The sequence below is a fragment of the Methylocella tundrae genome, assembly GCF_038024855.1.
In the GTDB taxonomy this organism is placed as follows: Bacteria; Pseudomonadota; Alphaproteobacteria; order Rhizobiales; family Beijerinckiaceae; genus Methylocapsa; species Methylocapsa tundrae.
Map to the genome: position 1 here is coordinate 1,767,692 of NZ_CP139089.1, position 17,711 is coordinate 1,785,402.

The following is a 17,711-nucleotide window of genomic DNA, read 5'->3' on the forward strand; positions in this document are numbered from 1 at the left end:
CTCGAGTCACTTCGGGGACTGGGTTATACGCCGGCGACTGCGTTGGCTGACCTCGTCGACAATTCTATCGCGGCGAATGCACGCGAGGTTCGCATCGATGTCGATTGGAAGGGCCCGGTTAGTTCGATCAGAGTCATCGATGACGGGGATGGCATGGATGATGCTGCCCTTGAGGAAGGGATGCGCCTTGGCGCGCGTGATCCTCGGGCGGATCGCGCAGCCAGAGATTTCGGCCGTTTCGGTCTGGGCCTGAAGACGGCGAGCTTTTCGCAGGCGCGACGGCTGACCGTGGCCAGTCGTCGCAAGGATGCTTCCATCATTTGCCTGCGATGGGATCTGGATCTTATCGGCCGAGAGCCCGGCGCCGACTGGCCACTGTTCGAAGGCCCTACGCCCGGGTCAGAGCACCTTCTCGAGCCTCTCGAGCGAATGGGGCATGGAACTGTCGTCCTGTGGGAGACCCTCGACCGCATCGTGACCGACGGATTTACTGCCAATGACATGATCGAGCTGACTGGCCGTGTGGAAGCGCATCTTGCAATGACTTTCCATCGGTTCATCGATGGCCCACAAGCCGAATTCAGACTTCTTCTTGGCCCCGACAAAGTTATTAAGCCTTGGGATCCGTTCCTGGTGGGACATCCTAGCAAGGCTTGGGAGAGTACCGACTATCACATTCGTCACACCACCGGTGTGACGGCTCAGTGTCACGTGCTGCCTCACCGTGACAAGCTCAGGCCCGACGAACAGGAAAGGGCTGCCGGGCTAGGCGGATGGACCCAGCAGGAAGGTTTTTATGTGTATCGCAATCGACGCCTTATGCTGGCTGGCGGCTGGCTCGGGCTCAGCGACGGGGGCAAGCCTTGGCCCCGGGACGAAGCGCACCGTTTGGCGCGCATCCGGCTTGACATCCCTAACACCGCCGATGCGGAATGGAAGATCAACGTCCTGAAATCCACGGCGAGCCCACCTGTGCTCTTGCGTCCCCAGCTCCGTTGGCTTGCGTCGGATACGCGGGAGATCGCGAGGCGAGTATTCGCCCACCGCGGGCATGTCACACCGGCTTCAGGCGCGCGAGCAAACGCGCTGCCCGAAACTTGGCAGGTCCGGCGATCAGCCCAAGGCACTTCATATCGCATCGCCCGTGACCATGATCTTGTCGCTTCAATCCTCGATCGCGCAGGGCCGCTGAAGGCGGACATCCTCGCGCTCCTGCGCCTCATCGAGGAGACGGTTCCGGTACAACGAATCTGGCTGGATACCGCCGAGGACAAGGAAACACCCCGGACCGGCTTCGTTGGCGCCCCGGAAGCCGAGATACGCGATGTGCTATCTTCGCTGTTCGAAGCTTTTGTGAAGTATGGCGGCCGAAATCCGGACGAGGCCCGCGAAAGGCTTCGCCGCACCCCACCTTTTGATCGGTACCTCGATATTGTTAACGCTCTTGAACGGAAAGCTTCCGTATGACGCTCTTCAACCAAAAGGCATTCGATTCAATACTCTCGATGGCGCAGACTATGCTCCGCCTCGCCGCCGAACGCGCGCAGAGCGCCGTAACGCCGGAGATGATCGGAAAGGAGCTGAACAGGCTAGCAATCCTCATGGAGGAGGACTTCGCCCTCGTCGATCGGGAAGCGCTCGTGGACGAACTAATCCGGCGCTCGAGCCGCACAGTGGGCGAGAATGCAACTCTCGCGAGCGGCGAGGACCACATTCCCTGGCTCGATGCGGAGCGCAAGAAGGGTTGGACCTACTGGCGTCGCTATTCAGAATATATGGAAACCCGTATTCCATGGATCGCGCTGGACGCTCTGGATCTTGCGACGGACGAAGTGCTTGGTCAGCTTGAGGATCCGAGGCGTGAGGGCGCCTGGGATCGGCGTGGTCTTGTCGTCGGGCATGTCCAGTCTGGCAAGACAGGCAACTACACCGGCTTGATTTGCAAGGCGGCTGATGCTGGCTACAAGATCGTCATCGTACTGGCAGGGCTGCACAACAATTTACGCTCGCAGACACAAATTCGCCTGGACGAAGGATTTCTCGGGTTTGCCACTATCGCCGATGCAGACGAGCTGCCAGCCGTTGGCGTCGGTCTCATTGATACAGATGCCGCAGTCCGCCCGAATGCGGCGACTAACCGGAGCGACAAGGGCGACTTCAATACCGCTATTGCTTCAAAGATGAACATCAGTCCCGAACAGCGGCCGTGGCTGTTTGTCGTGAAGAAGAACAAGACAGTGCTCGAACGCCTGCTGCATTGGATTCGCAACAGGGTCGCTAACCATGTCGACCCCGTTACGGGACAAAAACTGGTCGCAAATCTGCCGTTGCTTGTCATCGATGACGAGTCCGACCACGGTTCGGTCGACACGGGCGAGGACGTCGTCGACGAGTTTGGCGTCCCCGACGTGGAGCACCAGCCCACGGCAATCAACCGGTTGATCCGGTCGATCCTTCACCATTTCACGCGCAAAGCCTATGTCGGCTACACGGCCACGCCTTTCGCCAACATCTTCATCCACAACCGCGGCGAAACCGGAGAACATGGGCCTGATCTGTTTCCGGCGGCCTTCATCACCAGCCTGGCTGCCCCTTCGAACTATGTTGGACCCGGACGGGTCTTCGGTTCGGCGTCAAGCACGCCAGAAGATCTGCCTCTGGTGCGGCCGCTGGCCGAAGACGATTTCAATTCGTGGATGCCTCCACGACACAAGAACGGTTACCGGCCGCGCTGGAAAGGCGAGGAGCAGATTCCTGACTCGCTGGCCGAGGCAGTCAGGTCGTTCCTGTATGCCTGCGTCCTGCGGAAACTGCGTGGTCAAGGCAATAAGCACTCGTCAATGTTGGTCCACGTCACGCGTTTCACATCCGTGCAGAACGCGGTGGTCAGCCAGGTGACAGCATATGTTCGGGATCTCAAGGGTCGCTACACAAGGGGCATTGATCTCGCTGAGCTCGAAGCCTCCATGCGTTCCGAGTATGAATTGGTATTCGCTCCGGGAATGCGACGCATACGGGATGCACTCGTCGAGGGTGAAAGGCTCGAAGACTTCTCTTGGTCCGAAGTTCGCTCAGTACTGCCTGATGTCTTGTCCGACATCCGCGTGCGAGAAATCAACGGCTCGGCCAAGGATGCGCTGGATTATGCTGAGAATGAAGGCACAGGCCTGAAGGTGATCGCCATAGGCGGCGACAAACTGGCTCGCGGACTGACCCTTGAAGGGCTCTGCACAAGCTACTTCCTGCGGACGGCCCGTATGTATGACACATTGATGCAGATGGGCCGCTGGTTTGGCTACCGCGATGGGTATCTCGACGTGTGTCGGCTCTATACTTCTGCAGAAATGATTAAATGGTTCGGTCACATTGCTGACGCCGCTGAGGAATTGAGGCAGGAATTTGATAACATGGTTGCAGCGGGCGCAACTCCAAAGCAGTTTGGGCTTCGCGTGAAATCGCATTCGGTTCTGACCGTCACGTCACGCGCCAAGATGCGTAATGCTCGCGCAATGCAGTTGACCTATGCTGGCGACCTTTTGCAGACGATCGTCTTCCCGAACCAGAAGGAAGATATATCTTCCAACTTCGCGGCCGCCGACAGGTTCGTCATTACGCTTGGCGCTTCGATCGACCTGAATGATCAGTACTACCTTCACGAGGGCCAGCGCTGGAGCGGCCATCTCTGGCGCGACGTTCCCGCACTCGCCGTGATCTCTTTCTTGCGGGACTACCGCACTCACCCCGCAAGTTTCCGTATCATGAGTCCGCTGATCGCTGACTTCATCGAGGAGATGAACAAGGACCGGGAATTGGTCCGCTGGACCGTGGCTCTGATCGGTAAGGATAGCGGTTCGGACGACTCGGTACGCGCAGTTGGGGGATGTGACGTGAACATGCTCCAGCGCCGCCGGGCCGCTGATCATTCGGACCGCTATTCGATCAAGACGCTGATTTCGCCGCGCGACCAGGCGATCGACCTGACCGAGACCGAATGGCGGGCCGCGTTGGACCTCAGCCGGAAGACATGGAGAAACGATACTGAGCGGAACGAAGGCAAGGAGCCGCCATTAGAACCTCGGGGACCGCAGATCCGCAAGGTTCTCGGTGAAGGCGTTGCAGACATCGGCGTCCCCCATCGGCGTGAACGTGGCCTGTTGATGCTCTATCTGCTTGATCCGGCAGGAGCGGAAGTGCCGGAAATTGTGGATGCGGACCCGGTGGTCGCCTGGGCGATCAGTTTCCCGTCAAGCACGTCCGACCGGATGGTCTCCAACTCGAAATACATCGCGAACAGCGTGCTTTGGGGAGGACTAAATGACTGGGTGGAGTGAGGACGGGCTCGCCCGGGCCTGGCGCGCACTGGCGCGGCAGAAGGCAGGCGAGGACTGGCGGTTCGTGCATCTGACCACAATAGGCCAAGTCTCAGTCGAAGCAGGCTGCCATTTACCCGCCGCTCGCGAGGCACTGATTGTATCGTTTCCGGGAGCCTTGCCCATCAATCCTGCCCTGCTTCCAGAAGGCAAGGGGTTCGACGTCACCCTGATCGATGACCAGCACGCCTTTCAGGGACGAACTGCAATTGCGCTGGTTCGAAGGGTGGAAGGCTCACCAGATATCTTCGCTGTGATTGTGGTCGACGTGCTTCGGACGCTAGAAACTGCGGCGTCCGACACACAGCGTGACGTCCTCGACGTCTTCTTGGAGCGGGTTCGGGAATGGCAGACATTCATGGCGCGCAAGCACAGGCCCCTGTCTCCAGATGCTCAGGTTGGTCTCATTGGCGAACTGTGGATGCTCAGCGCATTGATGGACTCACCACTCGGGCCAGACGCACTGGAGTGCTGGCAGGGGCCGCTCAAAGCCGCGCAAGATTTCCACCTGCGTGGAGGGGGCATCGAAGTGAAGAGCACGGCTCGCACGGGTGCATTCCTCGCGCGGATCAACAGCATCGAACAGCTCGACAGCGATCGGGTGCCGTTGTTCCTCTGCGCCTTGAGATTTGAGGAAAACAAGGATGGAGAGCCGCTCGTCGGCATGGTGACCAGCATGCGCGAGCGATTCATGGCAGCCGACCTGCGCCGGGCATTCGACGCTCTGCTGCTGGTCATGGGCTACCTGGACGAGCATGCGCCGTTTTACGGCCGCGCCCTTGCGCTGAAGGAGGCCAGAGCATTCCGCGTCGAAGGTGACATGCCTCACCTTACACGCGCCGCGCTGCCTGCGGCTGTGCGATCGGCGGCATACGTACTCGATCTTGACGTCCTCGGCATCCCGACGTTCGGGATTCGTGACACTCTCCAAGCATTTGGACTTGATTAACATGAGCCTTGAAGACTTCCACCGCAACTTCAGATCTCACTTGCAGACCAAAATTTCCGAACGAGTGGAGGCAGGAGAAGGACCTTTTCCTTCAGCAGAACTCGTATTCGCCGAAATGGTCATGGACCATGTGGCTGAGGCAGGCATCAGCGATACGCCAACCATCTGTCACTGGAACGGAACAATCGGCAACGCGAAGCTCCGTATTACCGGCTACGCCCTTTCCTCGGACGAAACAGCACTCGATCTGTTCGTGACTCACTACTTCGGATCGGAGGGCCTTGCAGACCTGAAGGATACCGATGCTGTTGCTACGGCCAGCGAGGGGGTCCGCTTTCTGTTCCGCGCGGCGCGGGGCAATCTGGAAAGTCGCATCGACCCGACCCATCCGGTCCGAGACCTGGTGGCTACAATTCGATCTCGATGGGATAGTATTGATCGAATGCGGGTTTTCGTCATTACGGATGGTCGGACCAAAAACAAGCGGTTCTCGAACAAGGAAGCTCACGGCAAGATGGTAGCGATCGAGGCCATGGATATGGAGCGCCTCTACCGCCACACCGAAGGTAAACCACGCGATGAACTGGCGGTCAGCCTGGTTCAGGCAATCGGTCACCCCTTACCGTGCGTTCATGTCCCCGATTCTGACGCGGACTACGAATACGCGTTGACCGCAATTCCAGGGCGGGTGATCCGGGACCTTTATCTGCGATTTGGACCTCGATTGCTGGAAGCCAACGTGCGCACCTTCCTTGGCGCGAAGAAAGCCGTGAACAAGGGCATTGTCGAAACGCTTCGGACCGAGCCGGAACATTTTCTAGCCTTCAACAACGGTCTCGTTCTTGTCTGCGATGAGGCTGGGTTCGAGCAAACCAATGAGGGCGGCGTGGGACTGTCCTTCCTGAAGGGGCTACAGATCGTCAATGGCGGCCAGACCACTTCGACGATCTACTTCGGGTCGCGGGACGATTCGACGATCGATTTGAGCCACGTGCGGGTGCCAGCCAAGATCATCATACTCAAGGGATCCCAAGACGACGCGCGCGAAAAGTTGATCAGCAACGTGTCGCGCTTTGCCAACAGCCAGAACGCTGTGAAGATGTCAGATCTGTCGGCAAACAGGCCATTCCACAGACAGCTCGAGAAGTTGGCGAACGAAACCTGGTGCCCAGATGGAGCCACGCGGTGGTTCTATGAACGTGCCGCCGGCGCCTACAACGTGCTTCTTCTGCGCGAGGGAACCACGCCCGCAAAACGGCGCAAACTGCAGGAGATGATCCCGCCCAAACGAAAGCTCTCCAAGAACGACATCGCCAAGTATCACGAGGCCTGGCGAGGCAAGGTGACTTTGACCGCCGAAAAAAACTTTGTCGCCTTCATGGCCGCCCTCGATAACGATCCGACAATCGTTCCGAACCCCCTCGATGCGCGGTGGTATCGTGCAATGATTTCCAAGGTGATCCTTTTCGATGCGATCCAGATCATGATCAAGAAAGAGGATGCCCGGGAGATTTTCCGCCAAGGCTGGGTCAACATAGCAACATACGTTGTTGCCGTCGTAGCGGATCGCTTGGGCGAAAAGCTCGATCTCGAGCAGATCTGGCAGAGACAGGGCATTTCCAGCAACTTCAAAGATCTGCTGTGGGACTGGGCCGTGATCGTGAACGCCGAGTTCGATCGAATCGCGCCAGGCCAGCAGATTTCTGAGGTCGCCAGACGTGGCGAAACCTGGAACTGGGTCAAAGCAGCCAGCTATCCCTCGCCAAAAAACTCCATCCCTGAGTTGCGCATTGAATGATGGTGAGACCCAGCTTGTTGAACCGAAATTGGCCTAAGCGGAATGAATGGCATTAGCAAAGTACCAAAGAGTCGAGAGCGCCTATTGACAAGGACGCTTACGCGCAGAATCCTTGGCGCTGCTCCTGCGGAGCGTGTTCCTTCAAACCGCAAGCAAGCGAGCCCGTGCAGTTTACGGCAAAATGCCAAATGTTGAGCATGATGTTTCTCTCATCGCTTGTGGAGATTAGCCGCAGTTACAGATTGTGTGCATAGACGAGTTTGAGGCTGGAATATGACGCTCGACACAAAGCTTCCCGACGGATTGTATCCGTTTAGCGACGAACGCCTGCCACTGTCTGAGCTGGCAATGATCGAGGCCCCGCCGCAGCTCGAAGCCCTTTTTAAGTCGCAGGCGGCCCGGAACGGAATTCAGATCATCAGGGATCAGCCGGTCGAGTTGCGCTGCAATTCCGAGGAATATCCCGCCGCGACCTTTCTCGTTTATTGGCCGCTCGGCTGCGACCGGATTCACATGCTAGTCCCGAAGAAATTTGCAAAAGGCGGCGCGTGATATCAGCCCGGCGCATGGCGTGGTCTAAGAAAGACCTTGAGCCGCTTGACCCTGCCAAAGGGGACAGACAGCAGGACAAGGAGGTTGACTTCAAAATCCCATATAAAATGAGGCCGACTTTAAATCGGCGCGACGGTTAGAGCTGGCTCGGGTTGTCTAAACAGTTTTCCGCGAAAGATAAGTGGCGTTCCGCCGGGTTGCTTTCGTTAGAGGGCGCCGGGTGTTGGGTGTGACGCAGGGAGGGCGAAGCCCGGCCGCAGTCGCATCCAGCACCCGGCGGCGGAAAATTCAGGCCGCCGCCAAGATGGGCGTCGGTTCGAAATAAGCCTCGTCCGGCGTGCGTCGGTCAAGGCTCGAATGCGGGCGCCGCCGATTGTAAAAGTTTAGATATCGGGCAATCGAAGTGCGCGCCACGCCGACGCTGTCATAGGCGTGCAGATAAACCTCTTCGTACTTGACCGACTTCCAGATGCGCTCGACGAAAACATTGTCGCGCCAGGCGCCCTTGCCATCCATGCTGATTGCGATCTTGTTGGCGATCAGCACGCTGGTGAACGCCTCGCTGGTGAACTGGCTTCCCTGATCCGTATTGAAAATCCCCGGCTTGCCATACTTCGCCAACGCCTCCTCCACCGCTTCGACGCAGAAATCGGCCTCTATTGTGATTGACACGCGGTGGCTGAGCACGCGACGGCTGAACCAGTCGACGACCGCGGCGAGATAGACGAAGCCGCGCGCCATCGAGATGTAGGTGATGTCCATCGCCCACGCCTGGTTCGGGCGATCGACCTTCAATCCGCGCAGCAAATACGGGTAAATCTTGTGACCTGGCGCGGGTTTTGACGTGTTTGGCCGGCGATAAATCGCCTCGATGCCCATGCGCTTCATCAGCGTGGCGACATGGCGGCGGCCCGCGGCGACGCCCTCGCGGTTCAGAAAATCCCGCAACATCCGGCTGCCCGCGAACGGGAATTCCAGATGCAATTCGTCGATGCGGCGCATCAGCGCGAGGTCTTCGGCCGATACCGGGCGAGGTTTGTAATAGACGCTGCCGCGACTGATATTTAGGATCTTGGCCTGACGGGAGATAGGAAGATCGTGATTGCGGTCGATCATCGCTTTGCGCTCAGCATGCCGGCCTTGATGAGCGCGCCTTCCAAAAAATCGTTTTCCAATGCCAACTCGCCGATTTTGGCGTGAAGCGCCTTCAAATCCACCGGCGCGGCTTGGACGTTCGTGGCGTCGGCGCCGAAAACCCCGGCCGCCCCTTCAAGCAATTGCGACTTCCAGTCCCTGATCTGGTTCGGATGAACCTCAAAGTCCTGCGCTAGCTCAGTCAGCGTCTTCTCGCCCTTCAGGGCGGCTAGAGCCACTTTGGCCTTGAAACCTGGCGTGTGGTTCCGGCGCGGTCGTTTGGTCATAATCTCTCCTGATGCGCGACGATCATCGCCGCTGTCAGGCGGAAAAGCTACTTATCGATCCGTCCAGATTCCCCGAGCCAGCTCTGTTTGCTCCCCGCCCTCCGATCGGCGTGGAGGTCAGCAAATAGAATACGCAATATCAATCGCTTAACTGCTTGACGTAGCGCCTCTAGCACTACTTTGGCAGATTTTTGAGGGGTCGCGCGTTTTTAGGATTCCCGAGACGCGCATTGCGTGATTCATGGGTGGTCGGCGTCACGGAGGGCCGACCATGGACGAGACTTGGAAGTCCGATCTTGAGCGGTGGCTGGCGCCTTTTCTCAGTGCTTTTCGACACAAGGCGCGGGCACGGATGTGCCCGGTTTATGTTGCGGGGCTGATCGGCGCGGGGGATCGCAAGAGCGTCCAGCCCATGGCGGCGCGCGACGGCGAAGTCGGCTACGACCAGCTTCATCACTTCATCGCCAGCGGCGTGTGGGACGCCGCGCCGCTTGAGAAGGCCCTGCTCGCCGAAGCCGACAGAATGGTTGGCGGCGCCGACGCGTGGCTGATCGTTGACGATACGGCATTGCCGAAAAAGGGCGAGCATTCGGTCGGCGTCGCGCCACAATATGCCTCGTCGCTCGGAAAGACCGCCAACTGTCAGTCGCTGGTCTCGCTAACGTTGGCGTCACGCGAGATTCCGGTGATGGTGGGCCTGCGGCTATTCCTGCCCGAAAGCTGGACAGATGATCCCGAGCGCATGGCGCGGGCTCGTGTGCCGGAGGATAGGCGGACCGCTCTGACGAAGCCGGAGATCGCGATCGAAGAGATCGACCGCGTCATCGCCTCGGGCGCGCGCTTCGGTTGCGTCCTCGCCGATTCGGGATACGGCTCCAGCGGGTCTTTCCGTCAGGCTCTGAGCGCGCGCGGTCTCAAGTGGGCGGTCGGGCTGTCGCGGCGCCAGAACGTCTATCCCGCCGACGTCGCTTTGATCTTTCCGGTCGCCAGGGCCGGAAGGCCGCGCAAATACAGCATCCCGGATCAGCCTCCGGTCTCTGCCGAAGCGTTGTTGTCGGAAGAGAAATGGCGAAGGGTTAATTGGCGGCGGGGCACAAAGGGCCGGCTGACATGCCTCTTCGCGGCCCGCCGCGTTCGCGTTGCAGACGGTCATAAGCACCGCATGCTTGATGATCGCATGCAATGCATGCCGGGCGACGAGGTCTGGCTCGTCGGCGAACGGAGGTCGAGCGGCGAGCAAAAATACTATGTGTCCAACCTTCCGGCCGATACCAGCCTCAAGACGCTCGCCGCCACGATCAAAGCCAGATGGGTCTGCGAGCAGGCGCATCAGCAGTTGAAGGAAGAACTCGGCCTCGACCACTTCGAAGGCAGATCCTGGATCGGACTACACCGGCACGCCTTGATGACAATGATCGCCTACGCCTTCCTCCAGACCCGCCGCCTCAAGGCCGCGGGACGGAAAAAAAAGAATCGGGGGACCGCCGCCACAACCGAGCCTGCCGGCCATCAGACAAGCCATTCTCGACCTCTTCGCACGGCCTCCACCCAGACGATGCCCCCACTGTGAGAAACTCATCGCCGACGCCGTCGAACCAAATCTGCCAAAGTAGTGCTAGCACTACTTTGGCGGAATTAATTCTGAGTACGCCTGAAGCGCATTCGGCAATGGGGACATCGGTGGTAGATTTGCTTTGGCGATAGCGCCTTGATGACGGCGCGTCGAACCGCCGGGAGGGTCGGTTGCGGCGGCCCGTGAAGGATTCTTTTTTTCCCGCGTCGCCTGCTTGAGGCGCTGATGCTGAAGGAAGGCGTAGGCGATCATGGTCATGAGCGCGTGCCGGTGCAGCCCCCGCCATGATCGTCCTTCGAAATGATCGAGGCCGAGTTCCTCTTTCATCTGCTGATGCCCCTGCTCGCAGACCCAGCGCGCTTTGATTGCGGCGGCGAGCCTCTTGAGACTGACCTTGGCCGGCAGATTGGCGAGATAATATTTGCGCTCGCCGGATGAGCGCCATTCGCCGACCAACCACGCCTCCTCGCCCGGCATGTGCTGTTGGCCCTTGTCAAGGATGCGCTGAGGCGCCCCGTCCGCGATGCGAATGCGCAGGGCGGCGAAGCGGGCGCTCAGGGGACCTTTGACGCCACGCCGCCAACTGACTTTCCTCCATTTGGCCTCGACCAACATCGTCTCGGCCGCGACCGAGAGCTGATCGGGGATCTGGTTCTTGCGCGGCCGGCCGCGCCCCGCCACAGGGAAGATCAAGGAAACGCCGGCGGGATAGACCTTTTGATGTTTGGGAACGCCCACGGCCCAAACAAGCCCGCGCGCGCTGAGCCCCTGGCGGAAGGCGGCGGACAGGCCGTAGCCAGCGTCGGCGAGAACGACGCCAAAGCGGACGCCTTGAGCCGTCAGCCGGTCGATCTCTTGAAGCGCGATCTCCGGCTTGGTGAGTGGCCTTTGAGATGCTTCGGGAACGCCGGCTCTCGCCATGCGGAGCGGATCACTCGTCCAGCTCTCCGGCAGGAACAGCCGCAAGCCGACGGCGATCGGAACTTCTTGACGCGCCAGCGTCAGGGAAACCAGGGTCTGGCAATTGGCTCTCTTTCCGAGCATGGACGCATATTGCGGGGCGACTCCGACCGAATGCTCGCCCTTCTTGGGCAGGCTCGTGTCGTCGATGACCAGAAAGGCGTCGGACGCGCCGATGAGCCTATCCGCTTGCTTCGCCAATTCCGCCTCAAGCGGCGCGCTATCCCACAGGCCGTCCGAGATGAAATGATGCAGCCGGTCGTAACGATCGGGCGCCATGCGCGCCGCCATCGGCTCGATGCTCTTGCGTTCCCCCGGCCCAATCAGCCCCGCCACATATAAAGGGCACATCTGCCGCCGCTTCTTGTGGCCAAGTTTCTCAACGAACGGCTTCAACCAATCCGTCAGCGCCGCATTCCAATCCGCCATCACTCGCGCTCCCATTGGAGCGCAAAGCCTTGCCAATCAAAGTAACCAATCCGTTAATCCGCCAAAGTAGTGCTAGGTTGGGGACTCATTCAGATCCATGAAATCATTATGGCTGCAAGGGCGAGGCCGGATAGATAGTTTTGCGCGTGGCGATCATATCGGGTTGCGACGCGTCGCCAGTTCTTCAGCTTGCAGAACATGCGTTCGATAAGGTTTCTGCGTTTGTAGGCTTTGGCGTCGAGCGGATAGGGCGTCCGCCGCGAGGCGGTCGATGGAACGACTGCCTTGACCTTTCTTTGTTTGAGCCATTTGCGCAGGCTGTCGGCGTCGTAGGCTTTGTCGGCCAACAGCCGCTTTGGTCGGGCGACAGCTGCAAGCAGCGGAATGGCCATAGAGATGTCGGCGACGTTTCCCGGCGTCAGCGCAAAGGCGACCGGTCTGCCGCGATCATCGGCCAAAGCATGGATTTTGCTCGTTCTTCCGCCGCGCGAACGGCCAATCGCCTCGGCGAACTCCCCCTTTTTGAACCGCTCGCCGAGCGATGCGCCTTGACGTGGCTTGAGTCGATGGAAAGTTCGTCCGGCACGGGACCGACGGCCGCCATTTTCTCGAATATACGCTGCCAGACGCGGCGCTGCGACCAACGATTATAACGATTGTAGATAGTCGTTGGCGGCCCATAGGCTGTTGGAACGTCGCGCCAGCGGCATCCTGTTTTCAACACATGCAGGATGCCTGAAATGACGGTCCGATCGTCCACCGGCGGCTTTCCCGGCTTGCCGCGCGGCAGATGCGGCGCCAGCGCCTCCCATGCCGCATCCGACAGCCAAAACAAACTCTTAGCCATGACATTCGCCCCCGCGACTCAAATCATGGCAAAAACATACCATAGAATCAGTATGATGTATGGGTTCTCAACCTAGGGGGCAATTGACGAGGCCTATTCAGGAAGCGGCGCGGAACGCTGACAAGCGCTCAGGCGGCGAAGGTTGACGCGCTCAAAAGCGAATGGCCAGACATCGTCGTCATGCGACGGTAGGGGCGAGCCGGACCAGAACTTTTGCGCGCGCGTATGTTGCCTGTGTAGGCAGCTCCGCAACTGAGGATTGAAGGATGAACCAGTTAAGTGCTAATAGTCGGGCAAATTCCAGAAATTTCGCGCCAAAGTGCTAACCGGCAGCCAAGCCTAGTCCATATTTCTTCAACGTAAGCGCCGCAGTGCATCTGCCAGAGTCGTCAGGCCTCCTGACGGTCTTGGACCAAGCCGATGAATCCTGTCAGGTCCATCAACCACGCCTGCTGCGCTGGCTTGTACGTTGCGTGGATGGCCTTTGGCAAGACGAGTTGCAGCCGGTGGGTCTTCATCTCGTCGGTCTGGTTCTCGCTGATCGAGGGCTCAAGCGTGACCAGATGCTTGTCATGCACGCGTACGCCCTCAGACAGGACCTGCCGCCAGCGGTCCTTGCACGTCGATTTTGACCCGAGAAGCGTCAGCTTCTCGGGCGGGAACGCGGCGTCTTGATATTCGGCGTCGCCGGGGAACAGGAAGTCTGGTTTACTCTTCCCCTCTGTCATCGTTCCTCGTGCGTAGCGAAGACCGTGGGCCTTGAAGACGGTTTCCAAGTGGTTCTCAAGGGATTGACCGGCGCGCGACTTGCGGCGGTTCTGCACTGACAGGGAAAATGATAAGAACCCCTCAACATCGGCCTCATCGGCACCCATGAAACCGGTCTTAAGGCGTTGCGCGACGATGGTTCGTTCGAGGCGCTTGAAGAGTGACTCCTCGCGTTCGAGCCAAGCCATGAGCGCCAAGTCGGCGCCGTCACGTGGGTCGACGTGCGGAAGAGATTTCCGTGCAATGGCCGAGAACACCGCCGTCGTGGGGAACGACATCCCGAACGGAACTAGGAGGTCATCGAGGACGTCGACCTCAGGCTCCTCGATTTCAATTCCAAGTTCGTCGAGGACGTAGCGCGCAGCGAAGTCCAGCTCCGCTTGCCGGTCGTGCTCGATGTCCTTGTATTCTTCCTTGAGTTCGCGCTGCTCCTCTATGCCGAACAGCCACATCATCTGCGAATCGACCGTGCTTCCGGCGGGGACGACGACGACGAGGATCGATCCGTCCAGCCTGCGGGCGAGAAACATCGTGTCGCCCGGACGCATGGCCTCGGTCACGGCGTTTCCGCTGTAATAGAGGTGGTATTCAGCGGTGCGCGGCTTACCCTTTCGGACGTTGCTCCAGCTGAGGAACCCGTCCTCGGAGACGCCTTCCTGCTCCCCAGCGAGCCAGACGAACCGCGTCTGGATGTTGCGCTGGTCCTCCTCGCCGAACAGCTTACGCAGCGGGCGTGTGCCCTGAAATTCGTGTTGATTGGAACTCTTCGTCACTGTCTCGACCAAGGTGAGACGCTTGGCGACGACGCCGACGAAAAGATCGCTCAAAAGACCGCAGCGGATGGTCATTCAAATCCTCGAAGCTCGAAATGCCTTTCGTCGGCCTTAAGCCAAGTCGCGCAAGATTCGATAACCGATTCGAGCGGCCTGCGCGATCGTCCCTTGATCGCGCATTCCCAAACGACCCCTACCCGCCACCCGGCGGCTGCCAGCGCCTCGATGGCCCGAGAATCGTTCTCCCGGTTCTTGGCGATCTTTGCCGCCCAGAATTTCGATCGGGACGACGGCTGCTTGAACAGGTGGCAATCATGGCCATGCCAGAAACAGCCGTGGGCAAAGAGCACGGCGTGGCGGCTAGGAAAGACGAGGTCTGGCTTACCCGGGAGTGCCGCGACATGCACCCGATACCGGAAGCCGAGGGCATGCAGTCCACCGCGCAGGATCAATTCAGGCTGCGTGTTCTTGCCACGTATGCCGGCCATCATCCGGCTACGGACCTCCGGCGGGACGACGTCAGCCACAGGCCTCGACCGAAGGACGGTCTGGACGGGTCACCGCGCGAGTGGGCGCTGCTCGGTGTTCCGGCCCCTCGGCGTCCAGCGCGGCGTAGATATAGCGCTTCATAGCTTTGGCGATGTGGGCGACAGCTGGGGCGACGACGCTGTTTCCGAACTGGCGGTAGGCCTGAGTGTCAGAGACAGGAATTTTGAAGCTGTCCGGGTAGCCCATGAGTCGGGCGCATTCGCGCGGCGTCAGGCGGCGCGGTATCTTGCCCTTGCCCCGGTCGATCAGGATTTCGCTGCCGTCCTTGTAGTAGCGCGCGGACAGGGTCCGGGTGACATCGTTTGACCCGAAGACCGAGCAGCCAAAGCCATTGCCCGCGGCGTTATGCTTGGCCTTATAATCTTGCAGATATTTCCATAAGTGCGGGGTCAGCGTGTATTTCGAGTCGACCTCTGGTTCGAGTATCGATCCGAGCGTCGGTCCCGGCCCCTCCGGCAACTTCATCTTTTCCAGGTCGAATTTCGACTTCTCTCGAAAGCCGACGATGAAGATGCGCTTGCGTTTCTGCGGTACCCAAGGCTCGGAGCTGATTACCCGCCCTTGGACGTGGTAGCCAAGCTCCTCGCGCAGGACATGCATGATCGTAGCAAATGTCTTGCCACCGTCGTGACTTTCGAGATTCTTGACGTTTTCGAGCAGGAAGGCCACCGGGCGGTGGTGGGCGATGATTTGGGCGGTGTCGAAGAAGAGAGTTCCCTGGGTGTCGCAGAGAAAGCCGTGGGGGCGTCCGAGCGCGTTCTTCTTTGAGACGCCTGCAATCGAGAACGGCTGGCAGGGGAAGCCGGCGAGGAGGACATCGTGCGACGGGATCAGGCCAGGGTTCTCAGCAAACTGACGGATGTCGCCTTCGACCTCGCCGTTGTCCGGGTAGTTCGCCTCGTACGTTAATTTCGACCAACGGTCCCACTCGCTGGTGAAGACGCAGTGGCCGCCAATTGATTGGAACCCGCGACGTAGTCCGCCGATCCCGGCAAACAAATCGATGAATTTAAACGATTTAGCGGTACGCGGCATGGACTCTACGAATCGTAATGGGCCGAAGTATTTTCGGGCAGCGTCGCATGAAGAAGCCGAAACCGCAATTTGTTCCTTGTATGTTCTTGTCGCTTGATCTAGCTAGCCCGCCAACCCACAATCCGGCGGGCATAGGCGTCGATCACGAAGGCCACATAGACGAAGCCGCTCCAGCTCGAAACATAGGTAAAGTCCGAGAGCCACAGCCGGTTTGGCGCTGGCGCATGGAATTGCCGATTGACGCGGTCGAGCGGACACGGCGCGGCCTTGTCTTGAACCGTCGTCTTGACCGGCTTGCCGCGGATCACGCCCTGCAAGCCCATGTTCCGCATCAGCCGCCCCACCGTGCAGCGGGCGACCGAAAAGCCTTCCCGGCTCAGTTGCCGCCAAACCTTGCGCACGCCATAAACCTCGAAGTTCTCGGCAAAGACGCGGGCAATCTCGGGCTTGAGAACCAAATCCCCCCGGGCTCGCGCCGAGAGCTTCGCGGGATCGGCCCGTGTGGCGACATGCGCCTGATAGGTCGAAGGGGCGATCGGCAAGACCTTGCAGATCGGCTCGACCCCATGCGCCTCGCGCTGATCGTCGATGAAGGCGATCATGGCTTGAACCGGCGGTCGAGCTCCGCCTGGGCAAAATAAGCCGACGCCTTGCGCAGAATCTCGTTGGCCTGGCGCAGTTCGCGGATCTCGCGTTCCTGGGCCTTCAGCTTGGCGGCTATATCCGTTGGAATGCCAGCACGGCCGCCGCTATCGATCTCGGCTTTCTTAATCCAATCCAGCAGCGTATGCGGAGAGCAGCCGATTTTAGCGGCTATCGAAGAAACGGCCACCCAACGAGATGGGTGCTCGCCTTCGTGATCCAAAACCATCCGCACCGCGCGGGCGCGGACTTCGGTGGAAAATTTGTTCGTCGTCTTGCTCGTCATGGCTCCATCCTATTTGGAAGTTGGAGCCTCCAGCAAACCCGGCGCGGTTCAGACAGGCCACAAGACCAGTGTCTGAATATTGACGTTTGTAATTCACTATGGAGGTCGGGATGCTTCCACCGGGTAAGGATGCCGCGATGATTGCTGTCACAACCTTTCGGGTGGCGGCATAGCGGAGAAAATACGAACAGCACGGCGGGAGTGGCCCTCGGGGTCACATCAGTTAGGCAAGACCCCAATTTAGCCGCTCCCGACGCGTGAAATAAGGCTTCGGCTAAAGGCCCATCAGAAGGAATTCGGACTCTTTTTCCAGTTTGACGCCAACGGCAAAATTGTTTCGACTCCCGAGACATGTAAAGACATCCTTCGGGCCCTGCTTGATCATCGGCTAGCCTCCGCGTTCTCGGAGACTGTCTAGGATGTCCCGGACGCAACAGCGATCGCCGTCTAGCAGGAGAAAATAGTAAGGCCGTCCGTGATAAAGTGGGACGACCGCGACGAGACCCTTCGCCGCCGCTTTCGTGGACACGGTGCTCAGCCGGCTTCAAATCGGAATCCCCGGCCGGATTGCGTCGGAATTCGCAATCTTCGCGAACGATCGTTCGGCCGCCGAAATGCGCAACAAAAATGCGGGGCGTGTCGACCCCACGCCGCGACGACTTCGCGCCATGTCCGCATCGCCGAGACCTGAAGGCTCGGTGCGTTTTGCTGAAGCAAGACAGCTTGAACAGCGCTGGACGGTGCAGGTCCGACGTGTTT

11 protein-coding genes, 2 pseudogenes and 1 other annotated feature are annotated in these 17,711 nt (G+C 59.3%); of the genes and pseudogenes, 6 read left to right on the forward strand and 7 right to left on the reverse strand.

Annotation, left to right across the window (positions count from 1 at the left end; translation table 11 throughout):
* Positions 1-42 precede the first annotated feature (42 nt).
* The 5 genes from SIN04_RS10570 (at position 43) to SIN04_RS10590 (ending at position 7,669) form a co-directional block, all read left to right on the forward strand.
* Positions 43-1,467 carry an ATP-binding protein gene (locus SIN04_RS10570; RefSeq protein WP_244605770.1) on the forward strand — a complete coding sequence of 475 codons (1,425 nt, stop codon included), beginning with the start codon at positions 43-45 and terminating at the stop codon, positions 1,465-1,467.
* Complete coding sequence (locus SIN04_RS10575; protein WP_134488976.1) at positions 1,464-4,331, forward strand: Z1 domain-containing protein; 2,868 nt, start codon at positions 1,464-1,466, stop codon at positions 4,329-4,331. The genes SIN04_RS10570 and SIN04_RS10575 overlap by 4 nt, the downstream gene beginning before the upstream one ends.
* The gene (locus SIN04_RS10580) at positions 4,315-5,319 is read left to right on the forward strand and encodes a PD-(D/E)XK motif protein (protein ID WP_134488978.1); all 1,005 of its coding nucleotides are present in this window, start codon (positions 4,315-4,317) and stop codon (positions 5,317-5,319) included. Before SIN04_RS10575 ends, SIN04_RS10580 begins: the two co-directional genes overlap by 17 nt.
* A gap of 1 nt (position 5,320) precedes the next feature.
* Positions 5,321-7,117: an AIPR family protein gene (locus SIN04_RS10585; protein ID WP_166795909.1), complete on the forward strand. Its 1,797-nt coding sequence runs from the start codon at positions 5,321-5,323 to the stop codon at positions 7,115-7,117.
* Between the two features lie 273 nt (positions 7,118-7,390).
* Positions 7,391-7,669, forward strand: coding sequence for a hypothetical protein (locus SIN04_RS10590; RefSeq protein ID WP_134488980.1), 279 nt, complete (start codon positions 7,391-7,393; stop codon positions 7,667-7,669).
* A gap of 288 nt (positions 7,670-7,957) precedes the next feature.
* Here the strand turns inward: SIN04_RS10590 and SIN04_RS10595 are convergent.
* A protein-coding gene (locus SIN04_RS10595) for an IS3 family transposase (protein WP_322847426.1) occupies positions 7,958-9,090 on the reverse strand; the annotation gives its coding sequence in 2 pieces (ribosomal slippage) (positions 7,958-8,826 and positions 8,826-9,090; 1,134 coding nt in all).
* Positions 9,091-9,324: 234 nt separating this feature from the next.
* Between SIN04_RS10595 and SIN04_RS10600 the strand changes: the two are divergent.
* A pseudogene (locus tag SIN04_RS10600) lies at positions 9,325-10,660 on the forward strand (IS701 family transposase).
* Positions 10,661-10,711: 51 nt separating this feature from the next.
* Here SIN04_RS10600 and SIN04_RS10605 read toward each other — a convergent pair.
* The 6 genes and pseudogenes from SIN04_RS10605 to SIN04_RS10630 form a co-directional block, all read right to left on the reverse strand.
* Positions 10,712-12,067 (reverse strand): IS701 family transposase, encoded by a 1,356-nt coding sequence (locus tag SIN04_RS10605; RefSeq protein WP_423136008.1) that lies wholly within the window; start codon positions 12,065-12,067, stop codon positions 10,712-10,714.
* Between the two features lie 74 nt (positions 12,068-12,141).
* Positions 12,142-12,899, reverse strand: a protein-coding gene (locus SIN04_RS10610; RefSeq protein WP_423136009.1) for an IS5 family transposase whose coding sequence is annotated in 2 segments (ribosomal slippage) — positions 12,142-12,573 and positions 12,576-12,899 — 756 coding nt in all. Because the reading frame shifts where the segments join, the coding sequence is not laid out codon by codon here.
* Between the two features lie 389 nt (positions 12,900-13,288).
* A complete protein-coding gene (locus SIN04_RS10615) occupies positions 13,289-14,515 on the reverse strand; it encodes a type II restriction endonuclease (protein ID WP_197731965.1) in 1,227 nt (408 codons plus the stop codon).
* Positions 14,512-14,967: a very short patch repair endonuclease gene (locus SIN04_RS10620; protein WP_134488988.1), complete on the reverse strand. Its 456-nt coding sequence runs from the start codon at positions 14,965-14,967 to the stop codon at positions 14,512-14,514. The genes SIN04_RS10615 and SIN04_RS10620 overlap by 4 nt, the downstream gene beginning before the upstream one ends.
* The gene (gene dcm, locus SIN04_RS10625) at positions 14,960-16,024 is read right to left on the reverse strand and encodes a DNA (cytosine-5-)-methyltransferase (RefSeq protein WP_134488990.1); all 1,065 of its coding nucleotides are present in this window, start codon (positions 16,022-16,024) and stop codon (positions 14,960-14,962) included. Before dcm ends, SIN04_RS10620 begins: the two co-directional genes overlap by 8 nt.
* A gap of 101 nt (positions 16,025-16,125) precedes the next feature.
* Positions 16,126-16,952: pseudogene (locus SIN04_RS10630) on the reverse strand (IS3 family transposase); the annotation flags it as partial.
* Positions 16,552-16,668: a sequence feature (AL1L pseudoknot), on the reverse strand. Its footprint overlaps the pseudogene before it by 117 nt.
* Positions 16,953-17,711: the final 759 nt, after the last annotated feature.

Coding starts and splice junctions, on each gene's coding strand:
- SIN04_RS10575 (WP_134488976.1), top strand. CDS start 1,464: ATGACGCTCTTCAACCAAAAGGCATTCGATTCAATACTCTCGATGGCG.
- SIN04_RS10580 (WP_134488978.1), top strand. CDS start 4,315: ATGACTGGGTGGAGTGAGGACGGGCTCGCCCGGGCCTGGCGCGCACTG.
- SIN04_RS10585 (WP_166795909.1), top strand. CDS start 5,321: ATGAGCCTTGAAGACTTCCACCGCAACTTCAGATCTCACTTGCAGACC.
- SIN04_RS10590 (WP_134488980.1), top strand. CDS start 7,391: ATGACGCTCGACACAAAGCTTCCCGACGGATTGTATCCGTTTAGCGAC.
- SIN04_RS10605 (WP_423136008.1), bottom strand. CDS start 12,067: ATGGGAGCGCGAGTGATGGCGGATTGGAATGCGGCGCTGACGGATTGG.
- SIN04_RS10615 (WP_197731965.1), bottom strand. CDS start 14,515: ATGACCATCCGCTGCGGTCTTTTGAGCGATCTTTTCGTCGGCGTCGTC.
- dcm (WP_134488990.1), bottom strand. CDS start 16,024: ATGCCGCGTACCGCTAAATCGTTTAAATTCATCGATTTGTTTGCCGGG.